Raw genomic sequence first — 24,567 nt, 5'->3', positions numbered from 1 at the left:
GAGATTTGATGTGCATGATTATGCCTGTTGAATAACAGAAGTCATAAGAACAATGGGAGAATTTCTTGGACAATAGCTGTTGCTTTGAGGTAGTTCGATCTGGTCATAAGATAAGATTTGAGGAACATTCTTTCTTCAATTTGGAAAACTTGACTTAGGTATGAGCCTTAAACTAGCTTCCTTTTTTAAATACTTGAAAGTAGCAGTTTTTGTTTTCGTAAAAGTATGATATGATAACAAGCGACGTGGAAATGATGAGAACCAATAGGAGGAAAGCCTATGGCAACAAAACGTGATTATTATGAAGTCTTAGGGCTCTCGAAAGGAGCTTCTGAAGATGAAATTAAAAAAGCTTATCGAAAGCTATCAAAAAAATATCATCCAGATATCAATAAAGAAGCTGATGCAGAAGAAAAATTCAAAGAAGTATCAGAAGCTTATGAAATTTTAAGTGACCCGCAAAAACGGGCAGCTTATGATCAATATGGACACGCAGGTACCGATCCAAACTATGGCGCTGGTGGAGCCGGTGGCGGCTTTGGTGGTTTTGGCGGCTTTTCGGGTGGCGGTTTTGGCGGCTTCGAAGATATCTTTGATTCATTCTTTGGCGGTGGCGGTCGTACGGTAGACCCTAATGCGCCAAGACAGGGTGCGGATTTACAGTATACGATCGATCTTTCTTTTGAAGAAGCGATTTTTGGCGTAGAAAAAGAAATCAAGTATAATCGAGAAGAAATTTGTCATACTTGCCATGGAAATGGTGCGAAACCTGGAACACAACCAACAACTTGTCATAAGTGTCATGGATCAGGGACAATCAATGTGGAACGTCAAACGCCACTTGGCCGTGTGATGAGTCGTCAAACTTGTGACGTTTGTCATGGTACTGGTAAAGAAATCAAAGATCCTTGTCCAACTTGTCATGGTTCTGGTCACGAAAAGAAAGCACATTCTGTTAAGGTGAATGTACCAGCAGGTGTAGAAGAAGGACAACAAATGCGTCTGGCAGGTCAAGGTGAAGCTGGAGAAAACGGCGGACCATTTGGTGATCTATATGTTGTATTCCGTGTGGAAGAAAGTGATATTTTCGATCGTGATGGTTCAGAGATCTATTACGAATTGCCATTGAGTTTTGTACAAGCTGCTTTAGGTGATGAAGTAAAAGTGCCAACCGTTCATGGAGATGTCAAACTTAAAATTCCGGCAGGTACGCAAACAGGAACGAATTTCCGTTTACGTGGCAAAGGAGCGCCTAAACTTCGTGGAGGAGCTACTGGGGATCAACATGTGAAAGTGAAGTTGATCACGCCGAAGAACTTAAATGAACAGCAACGTGAAGCATTGCGTGCTTTTGCTGAAGCTGGCGGCATCAAAGTAGAAGAACAACAAGAAGATGGCTTCTTTGATAAAGTGAAAGATGCCTTTGGCGGTAAGAAAAGAAAATAAAAGAAAAGCAAATCAATAAATTCAGCTAGCATCTCTGGCAGTTAGACCAACATCTAATTGCTGGAGAATCGCCCGCCCTCTTATTGATTTGCTTTTTTTTATTTAGACAGGAGAAAGTGGCAAACAAATAATTAAAGCAGGGACGAAAGAAGAGGACAAAAAGGAATCAAGTGTTTTTTGTCAATTTTATAAATGCCTTTAAAATAAAGACCGTTGCAAGGGATAGGCATCCTTTTGCAACGGTCTTTAACAATTTCATCATCTTAAGGTTAAATATCTAGTACTTTATCTAGGAAATCTTTTGTTCGTTCATTTTGTGGATTTTCAAAGATTTGTTGTGGTGTGCCATCTTCTAGGAAATTCCCTCCATCAATAAACATGACACGATTGGCAACTTCTTTAGCAAAGCCCATTTCGTGTGTAACGATAACCATCGTCATCCCTTGCTTAGCTAATTTTTTCATGACGTTCAAGACATCTCCGACCATTTCTGGGTCTAGTGCAGAAGTTGGTTCGTCGAAGAGCATGATATCAGGATTCATCGCTAGAGCACGAGCGATAGCGACCCGTTGTTTTTGTCCACCAGAAAGCATTTCTGGATACATGTCTTTTTTATCTTCAAGGCCGACGGTTTGTAGCAATTTGATTGCTTTCTTTTCAGCGGCTTCTTTTGATTCTTTTTTCAAATCCATAGGTGCTAATGTAATGTTTTCTAGCACTGAAAGATGTGGGAATAGATTAAAATGTTGGAATACCATTCCAATGTGTTGTCTTACCAAATTGATATCGGTGTTTTTGTCCATTAAGTGGGCCCCGTCAATGATGATTTCGCCGTCTGAAGGCTCTTCTAAACGGTTTAAGCAACGTAGGAAGGTACTTTTTCCTGAACCGGAAGGACCGATGATACAAACAACGTCACCTTCGTTGATTGAAACATTGATATCATTTAAAACGGTATTTTCACCGTATTTTTTTACAAGATGTTCAACTAGAATTTTTTCAGCCATCTTATTTCACCTTCTTTTCTAAAACTTTTGCTAATTTTGTCAGAATAGTAATGAGGATCAAATACATGATAGCAATAATTAGATAGACGTACGTACTTTGTGTCGTACGTGCAACGATAATTTTACCAGTTTGCAGTAACTCTACCACACCGATCGCTGAGATGATTGTTGTATCTTTCAATGAAATAACGAATTGGTTCACGAAAGATGGCAACATGATCTTGATTGCTTGTGGTAAGATGATTTTTTGCATGGTTCGATTATATGAAAGTCCTAAACTGCGAGAAGCTTCCATTTGACCAACTGGCACAGCTTTGATCCCACCACGAACGATTTCTGCGATATAAGCGCTGGCGTTCAAAGTTAGTGTGATAATCCCGGCAATGAAGTCGGGAATAGTAAATCCGACGATACCTGGTAATCCAAAGAAGATGAAGAATGCAAGAACCATCATTGGAATACCGCGGATGACATCGACATAAATACTTGCAATTGTTCGTAGGGCTCTGATTGGCGCTACGCTGAATAAACCAAAGATAACACCAACAACTAATGCCAAGGCGAATGAAATTAAAGTTAATAAGATCGTTTGCCATAAACCTTTTAGTAAAACTTTGTAGTTGTTTTGTAATAGACCAGTTAGTGTAGATTCATCTTTGCTGGCTTTAGTAGGCGTATTATCTGTTGAGATATATTTGTTGATGATTTTATCGTATTCGCCAGTTCGTTTTAATTCTTTTAGACCTTCGTTGAACATTTGTAATAGTTCAGGATTTTGGCCTTTTTTCACAGCAAAAGCGTATTTACCACCAGATTCTTTAGCAATCGGTGTTTCTAATTGTTGATTGTTTTTAATTGCATAGCCGATAACAGGGTAGTCGTCCATCATGGCGTCAATTGCGCCAACTCTCAATCCGTCATATAACTGATCTGCAGAATCGAAGTACTTGATGGTATAGCCGTACTGGTCTTCGTGGGCATTTAAAAAATCAGCACTTTCAGTTCCAACTTTGGCACCTACTGTTTTTCCTTTTAGGTCTTCATAGGACTTGATTGAATTGTCTCCTTTTTTGACAGCGATTTGAATCCCGCTTTCAAAATAAGGATCTGAGAAATCATAGCTTTTTTTTCGTTCATCGGTCACAGTCATTCCTGCGATCATTCCATCTGCTTGACCAGATTCTAACGCTTGTAGCGCAGCAGAGAAACCACGATAATCCATACGTAGGTTAAATCCTTGCAGTTTGGAGATTGCCTCCATTAATCCAACATCAATTCCCTCGTATTTGCCTTCAGCGTTTTGAAACTCGAAAGGTGCAAAAGCTGAATCGCTGGCAATGACATACGTCTCTTTCTTAGGTTCTATTTTTTGCATCGTCTCGCTCGTACTTGAGTCAGCAGTAGTTTTATCGTCAGCTTGTACAGGATTGCTAAGCGCAAATGTGACAAGTCCTGTCATTATGAAAATAATCGTATGAAGCAAATGCTTTTTTTTCATAATTAACCTCCTAAAATTTCAATAACTTTTCATATTTTCCTATTATATGCGAAAACTAATAATAGATACAAGCTGAGTTGCTGAAAAAAATAAAAAAAATGTCATTTTGTAACAATCTATGTTATAAAATGTAACATAATAAATGTAGAGAGGAATCTGACGTAAGATAAATAATTACTTAAGGGACATTATTGATATATAATTTTGCTGCCTAATTTACTACATAATACATGTATGAATTTATATAATATAGTAGAAAAGAAAAAACTCAAAAGTAGCGAAAGTATGTTCGGTGTGGTATAATAAATCAACAAGGAATGCCTTTGCTTTCCTTTTCTTTTTTGTGGTCGTAAAATGAAGAGGAAAGAATGAAAAGGAGGATGAAATATGATAGAAAGAGATACCTCCCGACACTTTGAGTTGGTGTCAAAATATCAACCAGCAGGAGATCAACCCGAAGCCATTACACAGTTAGTTGATGGGGTAGTTGGTGGAAAGAAAGCTCAGATACTTTTAGGGGCAACTGGTACAGGGAAGACGTACACCGTTTCGAATTTGATTGAAAAAGTGAATAAGCCAACATTGATTATTGCCCACAATAAAACATTAGCTGGACAATTATATGGGGAGTTCAAAGAATTTTTCCCCAATAATGCAGTTGAATATTTTGTATCTTATTACGATTATTATCAACCTGAAGCTTATGTCCCTTCAAGTGATACTTACATTGAAAAGGATTCTAGTGTCAATGATGAAATTGATAAATTACGACATTCGGCAACCAGTTCGTTATTAGAACGAAATGACGTGATCGTGATTGCTTCTGTTTCTTGCATCTTTGGTTTGGGTTCACCTTTTGAGTATCAAAAACAAGTCGTTTCAATTAGACAAGGAGCTGAGCTTGATCGTAATCAATTGATTCGTGATTTAGTTAGTATCCAATTTGAGCGCAACGATATTGATTTTCAACGTGGTCGTTTTCGAGTACGTGGGGACGTTGTGGAGATTTTCCCAGCCAGTCGGGATGAACGTGCGTTGCGTGTTGAATTTTTTGGGGATGAGGTCGAAAGGATTCGTGAAGTCAATGCGTTGACTGGTGAGGTCTTGGGAGAAACTGAGCATGTGGCGATATTTCCAGCGACTCACTTTGTTACAAATGATGAACACATGGAACATGCGGTTGCAAACATCAAAGCAGAACTGGAACAACGTTTGACTGTTTTGCGAAATGAGAATAAATTGTTAGAGGCTCAACGGCTAGAACAACGAACGAACTATGATATTGAAATGATGTTAGAGATGGGTTATACATCTGGAATCGAAAATTATTCGCGACACATGGATGGTCGAAAAGAAGGTGAGCCACCATACACATTACTTGATTTCTTTCCCGAAGATTCATTAATGATTATTGATGAATCGCATGTGACAATGCCGCAAATTCGGGGAATGTACAATGGTGACCGCGCAAGAAAACAGATGTTAGTCGATTATGGTTTTCGTTTACCATCGGCATTAGACAATCGTCCGTTACGTTTAGAAGAGTTTGAAAAGCACGTGAATCAAATCGTTTATGTATCTGCTACGCCTGGTCCATATGAGTATGAACAAACGGATACAGTGATTCAACAGATCATCCGACCAACTGGGCTACTAGATCCAATCATCGAAGTGCGGCCGATCATGGGGCAAATTGATGATCTGGTAGGAGAAATCAATGAACGAGTTGAAAAAGATCAGCGCGTGTTTGTAACTACATTGACAAAGAAAATGTCTGAAGATTTGACTGATTATTTTAAAGAATTAGGAATCAAAGTCAAATATCTGCATAGTGATATCAAAACATTAGAACGTACCGAAATCATTCGTGATCTTCGTTTAGGTGAATTCGATGTACTTGTAGGAATCAACTTGTTACGTGAAGGACTTGATGTACCGGAAGTTTCGCTAGTAGCGATTTTGGATGCAGATAAAGAAGGCTTTTTACGGAGCGAACGTTCTTTAGTACAGACGATTGGACGTGCAGCACGGAATGCAGAAGGAAAAGTGATTATGTATGCTGACAAAGTGACTGATTCTATGCGCAAGGCTATCGATGAAACTGCTAGACGACGTAGTATCCAAGAACAATATAATCAAGAGCATGGTATCGTGCCGAAAACGATCATCAAAGAGATCCGTGATTTGATTTCCATCACGAAAGAATCCGAAGATGATGCAAAAGAAACGGTTCAAGTATCCTATGAAGAAATGACAAGAGAAGAAAAAGCTACATTATTAATGAAATTAGAAAAAGAAATGAAAGATGCTGCTAAAGCATTAGATTTCGAGACAGCCGCAAATGTACGGGATATGATTCTTGAACTAAAGGCGTCAGAGTAGGGGGATTATATGGCAAATGATAAAATAATTATCCATGGTGCAAGAGCCCACAATTTAAAAAACATCAATGTGACAATTCCGCGAGATAAATTTGTGGTGGTCACTGGATTATCTGGTTCTGGGAAAAGTTCGTTAGCATTCGATACATTATATGCAGAAGGACAAAGAAGATATGTCGAAAGTCTTTCTGCTTATGCACGGCAATTTTTAGGGCAAATGGATAAACCGGATGTTGATAGTATTGATGGGCTAAGTCCAGCAATTTCAATTGATCAAAAAACAACTAGTAAAAACCCTCGTTCAACAGTAGGAACTGTCACAGAAATCAATGATTATCTCCGATTGCTGTTCGCACGTGTGGGGCATCCTATCTGTCCGAATGATCACATTGAGATCACCAGCCAATCTATTGATCAAATGGCTGATAAAGTTTTAGAATTACCTGAACGAACTAAAATTCAAGTTCTTGCGCCGATCATTGTCAAGAAAAAAGGCCAACATAAAAAAGTTTTTGAACGTATTCAAAAAGAAGGATACGTACGTGTTCGAGTGGATGGAGAAATCTATGACTTAAGTGAAGTACCAGAATTAGAAAAAAATAAAAAGCATGATATCGCAATTGTCATAGACCGTGTCATCATAAAAGAAGGAATCCGTTCACGTTTGTTTGATTCAATCGAAGCTGCCTTGCGTTTAGCAGAAGGCTATGTTTTGATTGATGTCATCGGAGAAGAGGAAATGCTGTTTAGCGAGCATTACGCTTGTCCTTATTGTGGCTTTACTGTTGGTGAATTGGAACCAAGACTGTTTTCTTTCAATGCGCCATTTGGTGCTTGTCCTGATTGTGATGGTCTTGGTGTCAAATTAGAAGTGGACCAAGATTTAGTGATACCTGATCGTACGAAGACGTTGAGTCAAGGAGCGATCGTCCCTTGGAATCCAATCAGTTCACAATACTATCCACAGATGCTGGCTCAAGCCTGTGAAAGTTATGGGATTGATATGGAGACGCCTTTTGAAGAGTTGCCACTTGAACATCAAGAAATCGTGCTCAATGGGACAGACGAGCTGTTCCATTTCCACTATGAGAATGATTTCGGTGGTGTTCGTGATGTTGAAACAACTTTTGAAGGGGTATTGAAAAACATTAAGCGTCGGTACCATGATACAAACAGTGATTTCACAAGAGAGCAAATGAGACAATATATGACTGAATTGACTTGTCAAACTTGTCATGGGTATCGTTTGAATCCTCAAGCTTTATCCGTTCAAATCAATGGGACGAATATTGGACAAACGAACGAGTTGTCTATCCAAAAAGCGGTCAACTTCTTTTCAAATTTGACCCTTTCAGACCAAGAAAAAGTAATAGCTAAACCGATTTTAAAAGAAGTGAATGATCGACTTTCATTTTTAGAAAATGTTGGTCTCGATTATTTAACGCTGAGTCGTGCATCAGGAACTCTTTCAGGAGGAGAAGCACAGCGGATCCGTTTGGCTACTCAAATTGGTTCGAATCTCTCAGGAGTTCTTTATATTTTAGATGAACCTTCTATCGGACTCCACCAACGAGACAACGATCGGTTGATCGGTTCATTGAAGAAAATGCGTGATCTGGGGAATACATTAGTCGTGGTCGAGCATGATGAAGATACGATGCGTGCGGCAGATTATTTGATTGATGTGGGCCCTGGTGCGGGGCATCAAGGAGGAGAAATCGTTTCAGCTGGCACGCCAGCAGAAGTTGCTGCTGATGAAGATTCTTTGACTGGACAATATCTATCCGGTAAAAAGAGTATCCCAGTTCCAACTGAACGACGAAAAGGGAATGGACAAGCTATCAAAATCACTGGGGCAACGGAAAATAATTTGAAAAATATTTCAGTGGAATTTCCTTTAGGTGAATTTGTTGCGGTGACTGGTGTGTCCGGTTCAGGTAAGAGTACATTGGTCAATAGTATCCTAAAACGAGCTCTTGCACAAAAAATCAATCGTAATTCAGCAAAACCTGGTAAATTCAAATCAATTTCCGGTTATGAAAGTATTGAAAAAATCATTGATATCGATCAAAGTCCGATTGGGCGCACACCACGAAGCAATCCTGCGACATATACTAGTGTATTTGATGATATTAGAGATTTATTTGCACAAACAAATGAAGCTAAAATGCGTGGGTATAAAAAAGGCCGTTTTAGTTTCAACGTTAAAGGTGGACGTTGTGAAGCCTGCCGAGGCGATGGAATTATTAAGATTGAAATGCACTTTCTACCTGATGTTTACGTTCCTTGTGAAGTTTGTCATGGGAAGCGATATAATTCTGAAACGCTAGAAGTTCATTATAAAGGAAAAAGTATTGCAGATATTTTAGAAATGACGGTTGAAGATGCCGTTGAATTTTTCCAACCAATCCCTAAGATTCATCGAAAACTTCAAACCATTGTCGATGTTGGTCTAGGCTACGTTACGATGGGGCAACCAGCTACAACATTATCTGGTGGGGAAGCACAGCGGATGAAACTCGCTAGTGAATTACACAAAATAGCGAATGGTAAGAACTTTTATATTTTAGATGAACCAACGACTGGTTTGCATACAGATGATATTGCCCGGCTACTTGATGTCTTGCAACGTTTAGTAGATGCAGGGAATACGGTATTAGTGATCGAGCATAACCTTGATGTTATTAAAACCGGTGATCATATTATTGATCTTGGACCAGAAGGCGGGGAAGGTGGCGGTACGATTTTAGCCACTGGTACACCTGAAGAAATCATTGAGGTGAAAGAGAGTTATACTGGTCGATACTTAAAAAAAATCATGAATGGTGAAAACCAACTGGATAGTTAAAAAAAAATTAAAATCAAGTATCTATTCTTGTTTTATTGACCAGTATAGACTAAAATACGAAACATGGTAGTTCTTTCTACACTAATTGGTATAGATAAAAACTTCCTATAAGTTCAATCCGTTCAAAAAAGAATTGAGCAATCGGAGGAGATTCCTTTGATTGCTTTTTTCTTTATGGTATGATATTCCTTGTGTAGTTGAAAAAGAAAACTAGAGATTATGAGTAAGTGAGAGATAATGATGAACAGTAATGTAAACGAAGAATTTATTCCTATTTTATTGGGTAGCGACATGAATGTCTATGGAATGGCACGTTCATTTCATGAAGCGTATGGCAAAGTTTGCCAGGCGTATGCATCAAATCAGTTGGCACCAACTCGCTATAGCAAAATTGTCAAAGTAGACGTAATTCCTGGTTTTGATAAAGATCCGGTCTTTATTGAGTCCATGTTACGTTTAGCAAGAGAGAAATATTCAGATCAAACGAAGAAGTATCTCTTGATTGCATGTGGAGATGGCTATGCAGAACTGATTTCTCAGCATAAAGAAGAACTCTCAAAGTATTTTATTTGTCCTTACATCGATTATTCGTTATTTAAACGTCTGATTAATAAGGTTAGTTTTTATGAAGTTTGCGAGGAATACCAGTTACCTTATCCCAAAACGTTGATTGTTAGAAAAGAAATGTTAGTTGATGGGCATTTGAATCAAGAGTTACCATTTGACTTTCCAGTGGCATTAAAGCCGGCAAACAGCGTAGAATACTTATCTGTCCAATTTGAAGGTCGAAAAAAAGCCTTTATTATCGATAATCGTGAAGAATTTGACTTGATCTTAGGTCGTATTTACGAAGCAGGTTATACAAGTGAAATGATCGTCCAAGATTTCATTCCTGGGGATGATAGTAATATGCGTGTGTTAAATGCTTATGTCGATGAAAACCATCAAGTAAGAATGATGTGTTTAGGTCACCCATTACTAGAAGATCCAACACCAGCTTCGATTGGTAATTATGTGGTGATCATGCCAGATTATAATGAAAAGATCTATCAAACGATTAAACGATTTTTAGAAGATATTTCCTATACTGGTTTTGCGAATTTTGATATGAAATACGATCCAAGAGATGGTGAATACAAACTTTTTGAAATCAACCTTCGTCAGGGAAGAAGCAGTTTCTTTGTCACTCTTAATGGCTTGAATTTAGCAAAATTTGTGACAGAAGACCGTGTATTTGAAGTTCCATTCACAGGGACTACCTATGGGACGAGCCAATCGGATCAAGCAAAATTATGGATGGGTGTACCTAACAAGGTCTTTTTAACTTATGCAAAAGCAAATGAAGACAAAAAAGTTGCAGAAAAAATGATTAAAGAAAATCGTTATGGAACGACTGTTTTTTATGAGAAAGATCGTTCGCTCAAACGCTGGTTATTGATGAAGTATATGTTTAGAAATTACATTCCTCGATTTAAAAAATACTTTCATGTGAAAGAAGGTTGATTCATGGAAAACTTTTTTAGTATTTTGGGCGGAATGGGAACGATGGCCACAGAGAGTTTTGTCCGTCTAATCAATCATCGAACCAAAGCCTCAAAAGATCAGGAATATTTAAATTATGTATTATTTAATCATGCGACAGTTCCTGATCGAACGGCTTATATTTTAGATAGGGAACAAGAAAGTCCAATGCCTTACCTACTAGATGATGTTGAAAAACAAAATTTACTCAAACCAAATTTTATCGTTTTAACGTGTAATACAGCTCATTATTTCTTTGATGAACTTCAAGCAGCCACTGAGATTCCGATTCTTCATATGCCACGAGAAGCGGCAAATGAGCTTGTCAGACAAAACACAACTGGTAAAGTAGCCATCCTGGGTACGGAAGGTAGCATGAAAGCTGGAATTTATGAAAAGGAAGTGAGACAGCTAGGCTTTGAGGCTGTCATTCCTGATGCTCAACTTCAGGCGAAAATCAACCATTTGATTTATCATGATATCAAAGAATCAGATTATTTAAACAAAGAACTATACTACGAAATTTTGGCAGAAGCGGTGGCGCGATTTGATTGCGAAAAAATTATTTTAGGCTGTACAGAATTATCGTTGATGCAAGAGTATGTAGGGGAAAATGAATATCCCGTCATTGACGCACAGTCAATCTTAGCTGATCAAACGATCGCCCGTGCCTTACAACACCGACAAGCTACCATATCAAGTTGAAAACTTTTATGAGCAAAGATTAGGGGCGGATACCTACAGTGGTATTTGTCCCTATTTTTATCGACAACTTCATTTTTAAGAATGTTTAACTGGTAATGATACGCCCGGAAGTGATATAATTTTAGGAAGAGATATGAGAGGGGGCCGTTTGATATGGCTGATAATTTACAACTAGTAATCATCACAGGGATGAGTGGCGCTGGGAAGACGGTCGCTATTCAAAGTTTTGAAGATATGGGGTATTTCTGTATTGATAATATGCCACCAAATCTAATTCCAAAGTTTTGGGAATTGATCAAAGAATCGGGTAAAGTGACGAAAATGGCATTAGTGGTAGACTTGCGTTCACGCTCGTTTTTTGAAGAAATCCAAAATATGTTAGTCGAAATTGAGAATACGGATTTTATCGATACGTCGATTTTATTTTTAGATGCATCCGATGAAGAATTAGTCGCACGATACAAGGAAACAAGACGTACCCATCCAATGGCAATGAACGGTTTAGTCACGGAAGGAATTCGTAAAGAACGTGCGATATTGAATGATCTAAAGATGCAGGCCTCGGTCATTATAGACACGACGACTTTAACACCACGTCAGTTAAGGGAAAAAATCAATCAAACGTTTAAGACCAAAGGCGATCAAGGCTTTCGAATCGAATTTGTTTCCTTTGGATTCAAATATGGCTTGCCAATTGATTCAGATATCGTGATGGATGTACGCTTTTTACCAAATCCCCACTATATCCCTGAATTAAGACCTTTGACAGGAAAAGATCAACCAGTTTATGACTATGTGATGTCATTTGATGAAACTGAGCTGTTTTATAATAAGTTTTTAGATTTATTACAGACGGTTTTACCAGGATATATCAAAGAAGGTAAAAGCAGCTTGACGATTGCTATTGGCTGTACCGGAGGGCAACACCGTTCAGTTGCGTTAACAGAACGTTTATCAGGTGCTTTGAAAGAAAATTATAAAGTCAATGTGACTCACCGTGACAAAGATAAACGGAAAGAGACGGTGAATCGCTCGTGAAGATGAAAACTTACCGTATAAGAAAGCCCAAAATCGTTGTCGTTGGGGGTGGCACAGGCTTACCGGTTATTTTAAAAAGCTTGCGTAACCAAGGGGCTGATATTACAGCAATCGTAACTGTCGCAGATGACGGGGGCAGTAGCGGTGCAATCAGAGAATCAATTGCGATGGCGCCCCCTGGCGATTTGAGGAATGTGTTGGTTTCATTGTCGGATATGCCACAATTTTATGAAGATATCTTTCAGTATCGTTTTAAAAAAGAAGATCAATTTTTAGCCAATCATACGATTGGTAATTTGATCATTGCCGCTGTCGCAGAAATGAGAGGAAGTACATACGAAGCAGTACAACTCCTATCTAAGATGATGCATGTGGACGGTCATATCTATCCTTCTTCTGAAACACCATTAACACTCCATGCAGTTTTTAAAGATGGTACTACTGCGGTGGGGGAATCAAAAATTGCGGTCGATCGAAAAACGATTGATCATGTCTATGTGCGAAATACCACGGATGATAGCGAAGCCAAACCAGCACGAAAAGTTGTTTCTGCCATTATGGAGGCAGATATGGTCGTTTTAGGACCGGGTAGTTTGTTTACTAGCATTTTACCTAATTTGGTCATCCAAGAAATTGGAGAAGCAGTAGCTAAAACAGAAGCCGAAGTGGTGTATATTTGTAATATCATGACACAAAAAGGTGAAACAGAACATTTTACAGATGCTGATCATATTCGGGTGTTGCATGAACATTTGAAACGACCATTTATTGATACTGTTTTAGTTAACACAGAAAAAGTACCAGCAGGTTATATGGATCCCGAAATTTACGATGAATACCTCGTACAAGTAACCCATGATTTTCATGGATTACGGAATGAAGGTTGTCGAGTGATTTCGACTGACTTTTTAGAATTAAAAAATGGAGGTGTCTTCCATGATGGTGAAAAAGTTGTGGAAGAGCTATTTCGTTTGGTTTTTGGTTCCAAATATTAAACGGTAGGTTACTAAAAGAAAGGAGGAGAATAGGGTGTCATTTGCGGCAGATGTCAAAAAAGAACTTACTGGACTTGAAGTTCACCGCGAACATGCAAAGGCGGAATTAGCTGCACTTTTGCGAATGAATGGATCTTTAGGGATTGTGAATCAACAATTTATCCTAAACGTTCAAACAGAAAATGCAGCTATCGCTAGACGGATCTATTCTCTTTTAAAAGATCATTATAATGTCCGAAGCGAGTTACTCGTTCGAAAAAAAATGAAATTGAAAAAGAATAATGTCTATATCGTTCGTTTGAAACAAGGAACGAAAAATGTACTGATGGATCTAGATATCATGGACGGAATGATGTTCAATGGGCATGTATCTGATGAAATTTTAGGAAATGCACAAAAAATGCGATCCTATCTAAGAGGAGCATTCATGGCGTCTGGTTCAGTCAATAATCCTGAAACTAGTCGTTACCATTTAGAAATTTTCTCCATTTATGAACAACATAATCAAGACATTTGTGATATGTTAAATTATTATGGTCTTCATGCTCGAACATTGGAACGTCGAAACGGCTATATTTCATATTTAAAAGGCGCAGAGAAAATTGCTGACTTTTTAACCTTAATTGGTGCGACGAATTCGATGTTGCGCTTTGAAGATGTCCGTATCGTACGTGATATGCGAAACTCAGTCAACCGACTTGTCAATTGTGAGACAGCTAATCTGAATAAAACGATTGATGCTGCAGCAAAACAAATCGAAAATATTGAATTGATTGAAAGTAGAGTTGGATTAACTGCACTACCAGAAAAATTGCAAGAAATTGCAGAATTGAGATTAAAGCACCCAGAAGTCAGTTTAAAAGAGCTAGGAGAAATGATTCCATCAGGAGCGATCTCTAAATCCGGAATCAATCATCGAATCAGAAAGATTAATGAATTTGCAGAAAAGTTGCGCGAAGAAGCAAGTTAAGTGAAAAAATTTTTAATTTTTTAATTAATGAAGATTTTGGGACAAGTATTTGTCTCAGAATCTTTTTTTATTATATTTCCAAAAAAAGTTCTAATCAGTGTCCTTTAATATGTTAAAAAGTAAGTAGCAAGTCCCATTGATAACGGTTATTGCTACTAAAAACAAAGGAGAATAGTGTCATGAAATATCTGAATAAAATACTGAGAGCCAAGGTTGTTCAAGGTTATGAACAAGGAAAAACAGATGAAGAAATTGCAGATAGCTTGAAGATATCCCGTAAAACAGTGGTTGAAATCAAATTGCTTGAAATCGCATGTAAACTAAGTCAAGGATTTACGGAACTTGAAATAGCTGAACGATTTCACAAGCCCGTTGAGGAAATTCACAGAAACAAACACAACTATATTCTAAGACGTTTTTCGGATTCCTCTAGTAATAATTCCATTTCTGAGATTCCACCTTCCTCTAGGATTGACTCCATTTCTCAGCAGATAGGTGGTACGAAGGCGTATGTTCTTGAAAAAATAATTATTCAAAAGCTGAAAAAAATGGAAAATATCGAGGATATTACTAAGAGTGTTTCTATTTCATTAGGAGAAACTAAAAAGATAATAGAAAATTATGCAATACGAAAAATCTGTGAGGAAGGATACACACTGGAAGAATTGAATAAAATGTTGTATCTTAATTTGGCTGAGAATCCACGAGTCCATAATATCTACCTTGAAGTTAAAAAGGAAAACGAATCAGGAGAAAAAGGAGTAGAAAGTAGGAGACAAAATGAAATAATTAATTTTTACAAAGAAAATAGAAAAGACAAGTTAGAAGAAATAACATCAAATGAATTAAATAAATATCTAATTAATTATATTGCTATCCAAAGAAAGAAAGGTAAAAATATTGAGGAAATTGCACAAGAGTTGAATAGAAGTCATAAAACAATTCGAATGATAATAGCGCAATTTATTATCAGTGAATCAAGTAAGGGAACCCCTAAACAACACATTTCTACCTATCTTTGGTTAACAACAGCTCAAATGAAAAAAAATGTATACAACTATCTTACAGTAGAGTTAAAGGCTAATACAATGCAACATATTGCTTGGTTAAACAGTTCTACGTTCGATCAGATTCAATTAATGTATATCGAAGGCGCACTTGAAATGAAAAAATCCATTCATAAGATGCGCCCCAATAAAGATAGTTCAAAAAAATTAGCGTTTCTAAAACGCCACAATAAGGAGGAAATGAAGAAAATACGAGTAGAGTTCATTCAAGGACTTGAAAATAAAATAAGTCATGAAGAACTTATCGAGCAACTAAAGATTAGTAGACCAACTGCTTATAGGATACTTAATTTAGAAATCGCACGTAGCATATACCAAGGTTTTTCGGTACTTCAGATAGCTGAAAGACTACATAAAAGTTCAATTAGTATAATGGACAAAAAACATGCATTTATCCAAAATAGTTTTAAAAGGCATAGTGATATCCCTCTCATTGCTGAGAATATTGGTTGTTCAGAAGATTATGTGATGGAAAAATTGGTCGTTCACAAGCTAAAAATAAAGAAAAACATAAAGAATATCTCTGAAAGCTTGAATATTTCGGTAGAAAAAACTAAAACGATAATAGAGGATTATGCAATAAAAAAGATTCATCAAGGATATACACGGGAAGAATTAAATAGTATATTACCTGTGAGTTTAGATGGATATCCGAGGATACTTGAGACTTTCAAAAAAGTTGAAAAAAATAATAAGTTAGAGGGAGAAAGTAAAAACACAAATACCTTATTATTAAAAACACAACCAGAAAGGGTACTTGAACAACTAAGCTTCGAAGAGCTTGTTAAGAAACTAAGAAAAGGGATAAAAATTGGTGATATTGCAACCGAATTGGACTGGACTTCGGAAATGGTGAGACATCGAATGGCTGAATTTATTATACAACATTCAATTAAGGGAATGTCTAAAGAAGAAATAGGTAACCAGCTTTGTTTAACTCAAACTGACATAAAAGTACTTCCATATCAATATATTAGAGATTATATAGCAATGTACCATCAAATTCAAAGAATTGCGGAGAAAAATGGCAGCACGTTGGCTCAAATTTATAAGATATATGTAGAGGGGGGAGTTGCAAAAGGAGTATCCATTAATGAAATTGCATGTACGCTAAAGATAAACGAAGAAGCCGTTCAAGAGATAGTGAATAAAATTCAGAACGAATCTCAACCAGAATTAAACACTCCAGAACCACCTATCATTGAGAAAGCAATCTCTGAAGTTAAGAAAAATCTGATACAAGAAGGCACGATCCAACCACCAAAACCAATATCTATGGCTGAATCAACAAACCAGTTTCATCAAACCGACCCTGAACCAAATAGCTTAGATCTATTGAGTAAATCTATTATTAGTGAGTATAAAAAGAAAAAAAATATAAAAATGATTTCAGCTAAATATAATGTACCGCTAGAAGTGGTACAAAATATAATAAGCGAATACATAGTAAATAAAGGAAAGAAGGGGAGACGGATTAATGAGGTTGCGGCAGAGTTATATTTTTCTACCATTCATACAGGCGATGGACAAGTGTTATTTATCCATCAATCTGGAAAGGTCTCTGAAGTTAAGAAAAATCTGATACAAGAAGGTACGATCCAACCACCAAAACCAATATCTATGGCTGAATCAACAAACCAGTTTCATCAAATCTACACTAAAACGAATAGATTAGATTCATTGCGTGAAATCATTGTTAGTGAGTATAAGGAGAATCAAAATATAGGAGTAATTTCATATCAATATAATTTATCACCAGAAGAGGTCAAAGAAATAATATATGATTACATCCAAAATGAAGAAAAGAAAGAGAGGACAGTTAACGAGATTGCGGAAGAATTTTCTTTTTATTCCGTTCCTAATTCCGATGGAAAACTGCGGTTTATCCATAAAGATGAAGTGTTATCTCTAGTTAAAAACAATCCGTTGTACCAAAGCACGAGTCACCAACCACTACAACCAATATCTATGGATGAATTGACCAAACGTTTTCATCAAATCGAGCTTAGATCAAATAGCTCAGACCAAGTGAAAGGAAAATATGAAAAGAGTCAAGAAATGAAATCAGAAGGAGAGAGGAAGAGAAGAAATTCAGAATCGGATCCTGGCGCCCTGGACCTAAGTCTGAAAAAAGCACGGGTAGACTCACCCATATTGTCACAGCCAAAAAGTTTTTCATCGACTACAACTCGTGCCGTTGAAAAAGTACAAAATGTCATCGAACAGAAATGGCAACAGCATCTAAATAACCCACGTGTCCAAGCTAGTTTACGAAGCTTTGTCAACGAAAGGTCTTAGGATAGATAGATGGTGTATCAATCCGTTTTTTTAACTTTTTCTAAATTAAGATCTGGATAGTCGCTCAATCAAAAATGACCCAAGGACCTTAAAAATAGGCTAGGCTATTTTGAGGTTCTTTGGGTCTTGTTAGGATCGGAACGATAGTGTCAATCCTGATCAATAATGATTACAAGTACATGTGATAGTCAGGATTATTACTCGTTAATGTAGTCAATTAGCTCTTCTTTTTTGATCGATTCATCAAAAATATGCTCTTCCAAAATAACAGTTGGAACAAAACGGATATTGGCAGCATTCGCCTCAGCTATAATTGCTTGAGAGGCAGGAGATTCTTCTTGGTAAGTTAGACCTAACTTATTTTGAGCATAATCTGCTACTTCTGCTAGACTAAGATTTTTCCAATCATCCTGCGAATCAAATACTTTTTTGATTTCTCGTAAAGCTACTTGACCGTCTGACGTATCAATATGATGATGCATCACATTCCCACGTTGCAAACTTTCTTTTTCTTTATCAAAAAGTTTGATCACCCGTTGCAAACGACCTTTACTTACAGCTTCTTCGAGTAATTCATAAGATTCGTTGAACCATTGACGGCAATAAGGGCAAGCCAGATTGATAAACTCTGCCATTTTCTTAGGAGCATCTAAGTTTCCATAATGAATGCCAGTTTCGGTATTTGTTTTATCTGCTTTAATGATAGATATATCCATGTATAATCACCTCTTAGATTCATTTTAAGCATTTTTCAGGAAAAAGACTAGTTTTTTGTTTAATAAAGCATGTATCTTCTCATGTGAGTACTTTTACAGAATAGGTAGGTTTTCAGGAGCTTTTGCGTTATAATAGGTGGGATATTTGAGAGAATTTGAACAAGGATGATGACAAATGCGAAAAATGAAAACAATGGACGGAAATACAGCTGCCGCTTATATTTCTTACGCTTTTACAGAATTAGCTGCAATCTATCCCATTACGCCCAGCTCAACGATGGCAGAATTAGTGGATCAATGGTCTGCTAGTGGGAAGAAAAATCTTTTTGGACAACCAGTTAAAGTGGTTGAAATGCAATCTGAAGCAGGAGCGGCTGGTGTTGTGCATGGTTCGCTCAAAACAGGCGCGCTGACAACGACTTATACAGCTTCTCAAGGATTGTTGTTGATGATACCCAATATGTATAAAATCGCTGGTGAATTACTACCAAGCGTATTTCATGTCGCAAGTCGTGCAGTCACGACGAATGCGTTAAATATCTTTGGGGATCATGGGGATGTCATGGCTGCTCGATCGACTGGATTTGCGATGCTTGCAGAAAGCAGTGTGCAAGAAGTTATGGACTTAGCACCCGTAGCACATTTGGCTTCGATTGAAGCAGAGCTGCCATTCTTGAATTTTTTTGATGGTTTTCGTACGAGCCATGAAATCCAAAAAATTGAAGTACTAGAATATGACGAGTTAGCATCGTTAATCAATCAAGAGAAACTTGCTGCGTTTAGAAACAGAGCGATGAACCCTAACCACCCAACTGTTAGTGGAACGAATCAAAATCCAGATATTCATTTTCAGCAAAGAGAAACGATCAATTCGTATTACGAACAATTACCTCGCATCGTACAAAAATACATGCAAGCAATCAATGAATTACGTGGAACTTCCTATGATTTAGTCACTTATCATGGTGCTGCCGACGCGACAGAAGTCATCATTTCGATGGGGTCGGTAGCGCAAACGATTGAACAGACAGTCGATTATTTGAATAAAAATGGCCGGAAAGTCGGTTTCTTGAATATCCATCTTTATCGCCCATTCCCAATTGAAACATTGTTGCAAAAACTTCCTAAAACTACACAGTCAATTGCCGTATTAGATCGAAGCAAAGAACCAGGAGCTGGTGGGGAACCATTACTGCTAGATGTTCAAAGTGCACTTTATGATGCAACAATCTGTCCTAAAATAATTGGTGGGCGGTATGGATTAGGATCAAAAGATGTGACACCAGATCAAATCATCAGCGTTTTTGACGAGTTGCAAAAAGATGAACAAATGAAAAAACGATTTACAATCGGGATAGTGGATGATGTTACCTATCATTCTTTGGCACCAAGACCAACATTGGATTTAACGGATGCTGAAACTTATCAAGCTAAGTTTTGGGGTTTTGGTTCTGACGGGACAGTCGGTGCAAATAAATCTGCAATTAAAATCATTGGTGATCATACAGACAAATACGCCCAAGGCTATTTTTACTATGATTCAAAAAAATCAGGTGGATTGACGATTTCCCATCTCCGTTTTGGAAATACGCCAATTCGTTCTACTTATTTAGTTGAACATGCTGATTTTGTCGCTTGTCATACGCCTGCTTACTTGCACAGCTATGATTTAGTAAAAGGGTTGAAAAAAGGTGGCACATTTTTATTGAATACTTTATGGACAGATGAGCAGTTAGAAACGCATCTGCCTATTCGTCTAAAAAAATATTTGGCAGAAAATGAGATTCAATTTTATACGATCAATGCGATGAAAATTGCTCAAGAAGTTGGATTAGGTCGTCGTATTAACACTGCCATGCAAACGGCTTTTTTCAAATTAGCAAACATTATTCCTATTGAAGAAGTGATTCCGCTCTTGAAAGAAGAAGTGCTTAAAAGCTATGGTCATAAATCAATGAAAATCGTAGAAAAAAATAACCAAGCGATTGATCATACCCTTGAACTTCTCCATAGAGTTGAAATCCCCAAACATTGGCGATCATTAGAACTACCTAGCAAAAAAGAAGAGACAACATCACGTTACGTAAAAGAGATTTTTACGCCGATCAATGCTCAAGAAGGAAATCAACTGTCAGTAGGTACTTTAGTAGCCAACCAGATGACAACTGGCGAGATGCCATTAGGAACAGCAGCGCTGGAAAAACGAGGTGTAGCCCTAGAAGTCCCTGAATGGATCAGTGACCGTTGTACGATGTGCAATGAGTGCGCATTTGTATGTCCGCACGCAGCCATCCGCCCATTCTTAGCTGATGAAGAAGAGCTGACTGAAGCGCCTGAAGGATTTATCGTTCGTGATATGAGAGGACCTGACGGGTTAAAATATCGTATCCAAGTTTCCGTGGAGGACTGTACAGGATGTGGATTATGTGTGGAGGCTTGTCCAGCCAAAGGAAAAGCGTTAGTGATGAAACCTTACGAGGAACAAAAAGAACAAGCGGTCAATTGGGCGTTTGCAATGACATTGAGACAGAAAGAAAACCCTATGAAAGGAAAAAATACGGTAATGGCTACCCAATTTAACCAACCGTTGCTTGAATTTTCAGGTGCTTGCTCTGGTTGCGGTGAAACGCCATATGTGAAACTTTTGACCCAAATGTTCGGAGACCGAATGATGATCGCTAATGCAACCGGCTGTTCTTCAATATGGGGAGGAGCTTCGCCAGCATCACCGTTCACAACGAATGCTTGTGGGCAAGGTCCAGCTTGGTCTAATTCCTTATTAGAAGATAATGCTGAATTTGGCTATGGTATGTTACTAGCTGCTCAAACCCGTCGTGAAGCTTTAGCGCAATCTGTTCGTGAAATCATGCCAAAAGTATCGAGTGCGCTTCGACTGTTGATGGAGGACTGGCTCAACCATTTATTCGATAGCGAAGGAACACAACAACGAGCAGCTAAACTTCAGGCTGCGATGGTAGCGGAAGTACAGCAAGTCCCAGAATTGGAATCCATTCTTGAGCACAAAGATATTTTTGTCAAAAACAGTCAATGGATTATTGGCGGAGATGGTTGGGCTTATGATATTGGCTTTGGTGGTATCGATCATGTATTGGCTAGTGGGGCAGATGTGAATATCCTAGTATTGGATAATGAAGTTTATTCTAATACTGGGGGGCAAACCTCTAAAGCAACGCCAACGTCAGCTATTGCAAAATTCTCCGCAAGTGGGAAATATGCGTCGAAGAAAGATTTAGGAATGATGGCAATGACTTATGGGAATGTCTATGTCGCTCAAATTGCTTCTGGTGCCAATCAAATGCAAACAATCAAGGCGTTTGAAGAAGCAGAGAAATACCCAGGGCCATCACTAATCATTGCGTATACGCCTTGTATCACCCATGGTCTGTTGGGGGGCATGAAAGAATCGATTAAAGAAGCCAAAGAAGCTGTTTCATCAGGCTATTGGTCCCTCTATCGTTATAATCCAAGTTTAATTGAAAAAGGGAAGGTTCCGATGATTTTGGATTACAAAAAACCAGACTTTTCAACAATGGGCGATTTTATGCGTAAGCAAGTCCGGTTTTCTTCACTAGAAAGGGCCAACCCTCAATTAGCTGAAAAATTGTTTGAAAAAACGGTTCTAGATGCAAAAACTCGTTTTTACAATTATGCTTCACTCACTGGACAGCTTGATAAAATTAAAGAAAAACTAGAACCGTCTGATCCGATTGTAAAAGAAGAGGAAGTCGAAACGAAAAAGAGAAAAAAAGAACGTAAGATCGATGATGAAGCAGCAGCCAGAAGAGCTGCTAAAAGAGCAGAACGCGCAGCACGTCGAAAATGATGTTTTGATGTTTCGTTCAGTGATCCAACAATCTCATTCGGTGAATGATAAGCAAACAATTTAAAGGGCGGAAAAATCGATCGAATAATTTATGTAATTTTCTTGAAAAAAGTAGCCAGAATCGTCTCATATTTCCAAACATATGATATACTTAAAGGGAAATCTCAAAAGAGAAGAGAGGCTTTTTATGTCATTTCAAATCGGGGAACTTTTTAATTTAGAGTATTGGCAACAAATGTTTTCCGGTGACTTATTTTCTCTGAATTTTTTGGTAAACATACTGGATATTTTAGTCGTATGGTATTTGGTTTACAAACTGATCCAGCTACTAAGAGGGACGAAAGCGATCCAATTGCTCAAAGGCGTTGCCATCTTTATCGTGATTCGAATTGCGGCTGAGTTGATTGGGCTACACACGCTGTCATGGCTGATGAATCAAGTCATAACTTATGGTGTGATTGCAGCAATCGTCATCTTCCAACCAGAGATTCGTCGTGGGTTAGAACATCTGGGAAGAAGTTCGTTATTCAAACAAACGAAAAGCGAACAGCAAGAAGACGAGAAGATGATCCTATCCTTTGATAAAGCTATTCAATATATGTCGAAACGAAAGATTGGTGCTCTGATTACGATCGAGCGTCATACTGGTTTGGATGAGTATATTGAGACAGGCATTGCATTGGATGCAGATATTACTGGTGAGTTACTCATTAATATCTTTATCCCCAATACGCCGCTGCATGACGGGGCAGTTATTGTCAAAAATGGAAAAATTGCAGTTGCCAGTGCCTATTTACCTTTATCAGAAAGTATGTTGATTCCAAAAGAATTTGGAACACGTCACCGAGCTGCTGTCGGTATTAGTGAGGTCAGCGATGCAATAACTATCGTGGTCTCGGAAGAAACAGGAGATGTAAGTATCACTTTAGACAATCAATTGATACCAGGATTATCGCAAGAAGAGTATTTATCGATCTTACGAAAACAACTAATTGTAGAAGAAAAAAATAAAAACAAAAAGAATGGGCTTCAATCTTTCTTGGACGCAATGACTAAGGGAGGGGATCGGAAATGATCTCAAAAGAAAAGCGTACGAGTATTCTGTATGGGTTTGTTGCGTTATTGTTTAGTATCATTCTTTATTTCAATGCGAATGGTCAAACGATGCAAAACACATTATCTGGAAACGAGTCCTATTCGCAGACAGCTTCTGATGTTTCGATCCAACTTTTATATGATACCGATAAGTATTATATCCATGGTTACGAAAACACTACTACTGTCAAATTGGCTAGTGCGAATCGTATCCAGTTGATGGCTGAGGCAAATGAAGACACCCGTACCTTTAGGGTCACCGCAGACTTAGCACATCTAGGTGAAGGAACCCACGAAGTGCCATTGAAAATCAAAAATCTAAGCAGCGCTGTCACCGCTAAGTTGCAACCGGAAACGATCACGGTTACAATTGAAAAGAAAGTGACCAAAGACTTTGAAGTTAAAGCTATTCTGCCAACAGAGACGACGCCTTCTGGTTATAATTTAACTGAAACAACTGTCGATCCAACGAAGGTCACGATCACCACTGGAGATAAGACTTTAGCGGAAATTCATCAAGTGGTTGCAAAAGTCAACCCGTCAATGATAACGGACGATGGTGTGAATAGCAATGTATCTGTACAAGCGTTAAATTCAGCTGGTGAGCCGTTGAGTATTGTTTCTGATCCAGTGCAAGTCAACGTCACGTCAGATGCAATCAAACCGAAAAAAACGGTTAGCCTATATGGTATTCAACAAGGGACAAAAGGCGAAGGAATTAAGAACTATAATTTCAAGTTTTCCGAATTAGAGGCTGAAGTCACAGGGACGACGGAACAACTTGCTCAAATAGGGGATAGTATCGCTGTGCCTATCGACATATCAGGAATTACTCATCGAACGACTAGGACGATTCAGATTCCTGTTGAACAAGGAATGAGCGTCTCGCCTAAATCGGTTAAAGTTGAGATAACACCAGTGCTGGAATCGACAACTAGTGATTCTTCAGTCGATAAAAATCAAAGTTCGACTAAAAGGAATGACTCAACAACGTCAACGACAAAGTCGACTACATCGAGCACGTCACTTTCTAGTGTCCAGACAGAAAGCAAGCAAACTTCTGAAAGTACAGATTCGAGTGAATCCACTATGCAAAGTACACAAGAGAGTCAAACGTATTCTTCGGAAAATTAAGTTA

The 24,567-nt window shown here is 38.0% G+C and carries 15 protein-coding genes; 12 read left to right on the top strand and 3 right to left on the bottom strand.

Annotation, left to right across the window (positions count from 1 at the left end; genetic code table 11):
• The first annotated feature begins 279 nt into the window (after nucleotides 1-279).
• Complete coding sequence (gene dnaJ, locus IGK21_RS07765) at nucleotides 280-1,446, top strand: molecular chaperone DnaJ (protein ID WP_010718942.1); 1,167 nt, start codon at nucleotides 280-282, stop codon at nucleotides 1,444-1,446.
• A gap of 269 nt (nucleotides 1,447-1,715) precedes the next feature.
• Here dnaJ and IGK21_RS07760 read toward each other — a convergent pair whose 3' ends face one another.
• Together IGK21_RS07760 and IGK21_RS07755 are read right to left on the bottom strand one after the other, a co-directional pair.
• On the bottom strand, nucleotides 1,716-2,453 hold the full coding sequence (locus IGK21_RS07760; RefSeq protein ID WP_010718943.1) for an amino acid ABC transporter ATP-binding protein: 738 nt from the start codon (nucleotides 2,451-2,453) through the stop codon (nucleotides 1,716-1,718).
• A 1-nt stretch (nucleotide 2,454) separates the two neighbouring features.
• Nucleotides 2,455-3,951, bottom strand: coding sequence for an amino acid ABC transporter substrate-binding protein/permease (locus IGK21_RS07755; protein ID WP_010737741.1), 1,497 nt, complete (start codon nucleotides 3,949-3,951; stop codon nucleotides 2,455-2,457).
• Nucleotides 3,952-4,338: 387 nt separating this feature from the next.
• Here IGK21_RS07755 and uvrB point away from each other — a divergent pair, with 387 nt between their 5' ends.
• From uvrB to IGK21_RS07715, 8 genes are all read left to right on the top strand, one after another.
• Entirely contained in the window at nucleotides 4,339-6,333 is a 1,995-nt protein-coding gene (gene uvrB / locus IGK21_RS07750; RefSeq protein ID WP_034698271.1) for an excinuclease ABC subunit UvrB, read from the top strand.
• A 9-nt stretch (nucleotides 6,334-6,342) separates the two neighbouring features.
• Nucleotides 6,343-9,180, top strand: a complete 2,838-nt coding sequence (gene uvrA, locus IGK21_RS07745) for an excinuclease ABC subunit UvrA (RefSeq protein ID WP_181915048.1) — start codon at nucleotides 6,343-6,345, stop codon at nucleotides 9,178-9,180.
• A gap of 237 nt (nucleotides 9,181-9,417) precedes the next feature.
• Entirely contained in the window at nucleotides 9,418-10,683 is a 1,266-nt protein-coding gene (locus tag IGK21_RS07740) for a D-aspartate ligase (RefSeq protein WP_010718947.1), read from the top strand.
• A 3-nt stretch (nucleotides 10,684-10,686) separates the two neighbouring features.
• On the top strand, nucleotides 10,687-11,406 hold the full coding sequence (locus IGK21_RS07735) for an amino acid racemase (protein WP_010718948.1): 720 nt from the start codon (nucleotides 10,687-10,689) through the stop codon (nucleotides 11,404-11,406).
• A gap of 153 nt (nucleotides 11,407-11,559) precedes the next feature.
• A complete protein-coding gene (gene rapZ, locus IGK21_RS07730) occupies nucleotides 11,560-12,444 on the top strand; it encodes an RNase adapter RapZ (protein ID WP_010718949.1) in 885 nt (294 codons plus the stop codon).
• Nucleotides 12,441-13,439 carry a gluconeogenesis factor YvcK family protein gene (locus IGK21_RS07725; RefSeq protein WP_010718950.1) on the top strand — a complete coding sequence of 333 codons (999 nt, stop codon included), beginning with the start codon at nucleotides 12,441-12,443 and terminating at the stop codon, nucleotides 13,437-13,439. Before rapZ ends, IGK21_RS07725 begins: the two co-directional genes overlap by 4 nt.
• A gap of 34 nt (nucleotides 13,440-13,473) precedes the next feature.
• Nucleotides 13,474-14,409: a DNA-binding protein WhiA gene (gene whiA, locus IGK21_RS07720; RefSeq protein ID WP_010718951.1), complete on the top strand. Its 936-nt coding sequence runs from the start codon at nucleotides 13,474-13,476 to the stop codon at nucleotides 14,407-14,409.
• A 179-nt stretch (nucleotides 14,410-14,588) separates the two neighbouring features.
• Nucleotides 14,589-17,774, top strand: a complete 3,186-nt coding sequence (locus tag IGK21_RS07715) for a hypothetical protein (protein WP_181915047.1) — start codon at nucleotides 14,589-14,591, stop codon at nucleotides 17,772-17,774.
• A 197-nt stretch (nucleotides 17,775-17,971) separates the two neighbouring features.
• Here IGK21_RS07715 and IGK21_RS07710 read toward each other — a convergent pair whose 3' ends face one another.
• Nucleotides 17,972-18,490, bottom strand: coding sequence for a thioredoxin domain-containing protein (locus tag IGK21_RS07710; RefSeq protein ID WP_034698266.1), 519 nt, complete (start codon nucleotides 18,488-18,490; stop codon nucleotides 17,972-17,974).
• A 175-nt stretch (nucleotides 18,491-18,665) separates the two neighbouring features.
• Between IGK21_RS07710 and nifJ the strand changes: the two genes are divergently transcribed.
• The 3 genes from nifJ (at nucleotide 18,666) to IGK21_RS07695 (ending at nucleotide 24,563) form a co-directional block, all read left to right on the top strand.
• Entirely contained in the window at nucleotides 18,666-22,334 is a 3,669-nt protein-coding gene (gene nifJ / locus IGK21_RS07705) for a pyruvate:ferredoxin (flavodoxin) oxidoreductase (RefSeq protein ID WP_181915046.1), read from the top strand.
• A 187-nt stretch (nucleotides 22,335-22,521) separates the two neighbouring features.
• Nucleotides 22,522-23,409, top strand: coding sequence for a diadenylate cyclase CdaA (cdaA, locus tag IGK21_RS07700; RefSeq protein ID WP_010737735.1), 888 nt, complete (start codon nucleotides 22,522-22,524; stop codon nucleotides 23,407-23,409).
• Nucleotides 23,406-24,563, top strand: coding sequence for a CdaR family protein (locus IGK21_RS07695; RefSeq protein ID WP_010718959.1), 1,158 nt, complete (start codon nucleotides 23,406-23,408; stop codon nucleotides 24,561-24,563). Before cdaA ends, IGK21_RS07695 begins: the two co-directional genes overlap by 4 nt.
• The last annotated feature ends 4 nt before the right edge of the window (nucleotides 24,564-24,567 follow it).

Origin of the sequence: Enterococcus sp. DIV1421a (assembly GCF_051711025.1) — a bacterium.
Classification (GTDB): domain Bacteria; phylum Bacillota; class Bacilli; order Lactobacillales; family Enterococcaceae; genus Enterococcus_B; species Enterococcus_B hirae.
The sequence above is the reverse complement of the archived record's forward strand: the minus strand, read 5'-3'. Positions and strand labels throughout refer to the sequence as shown.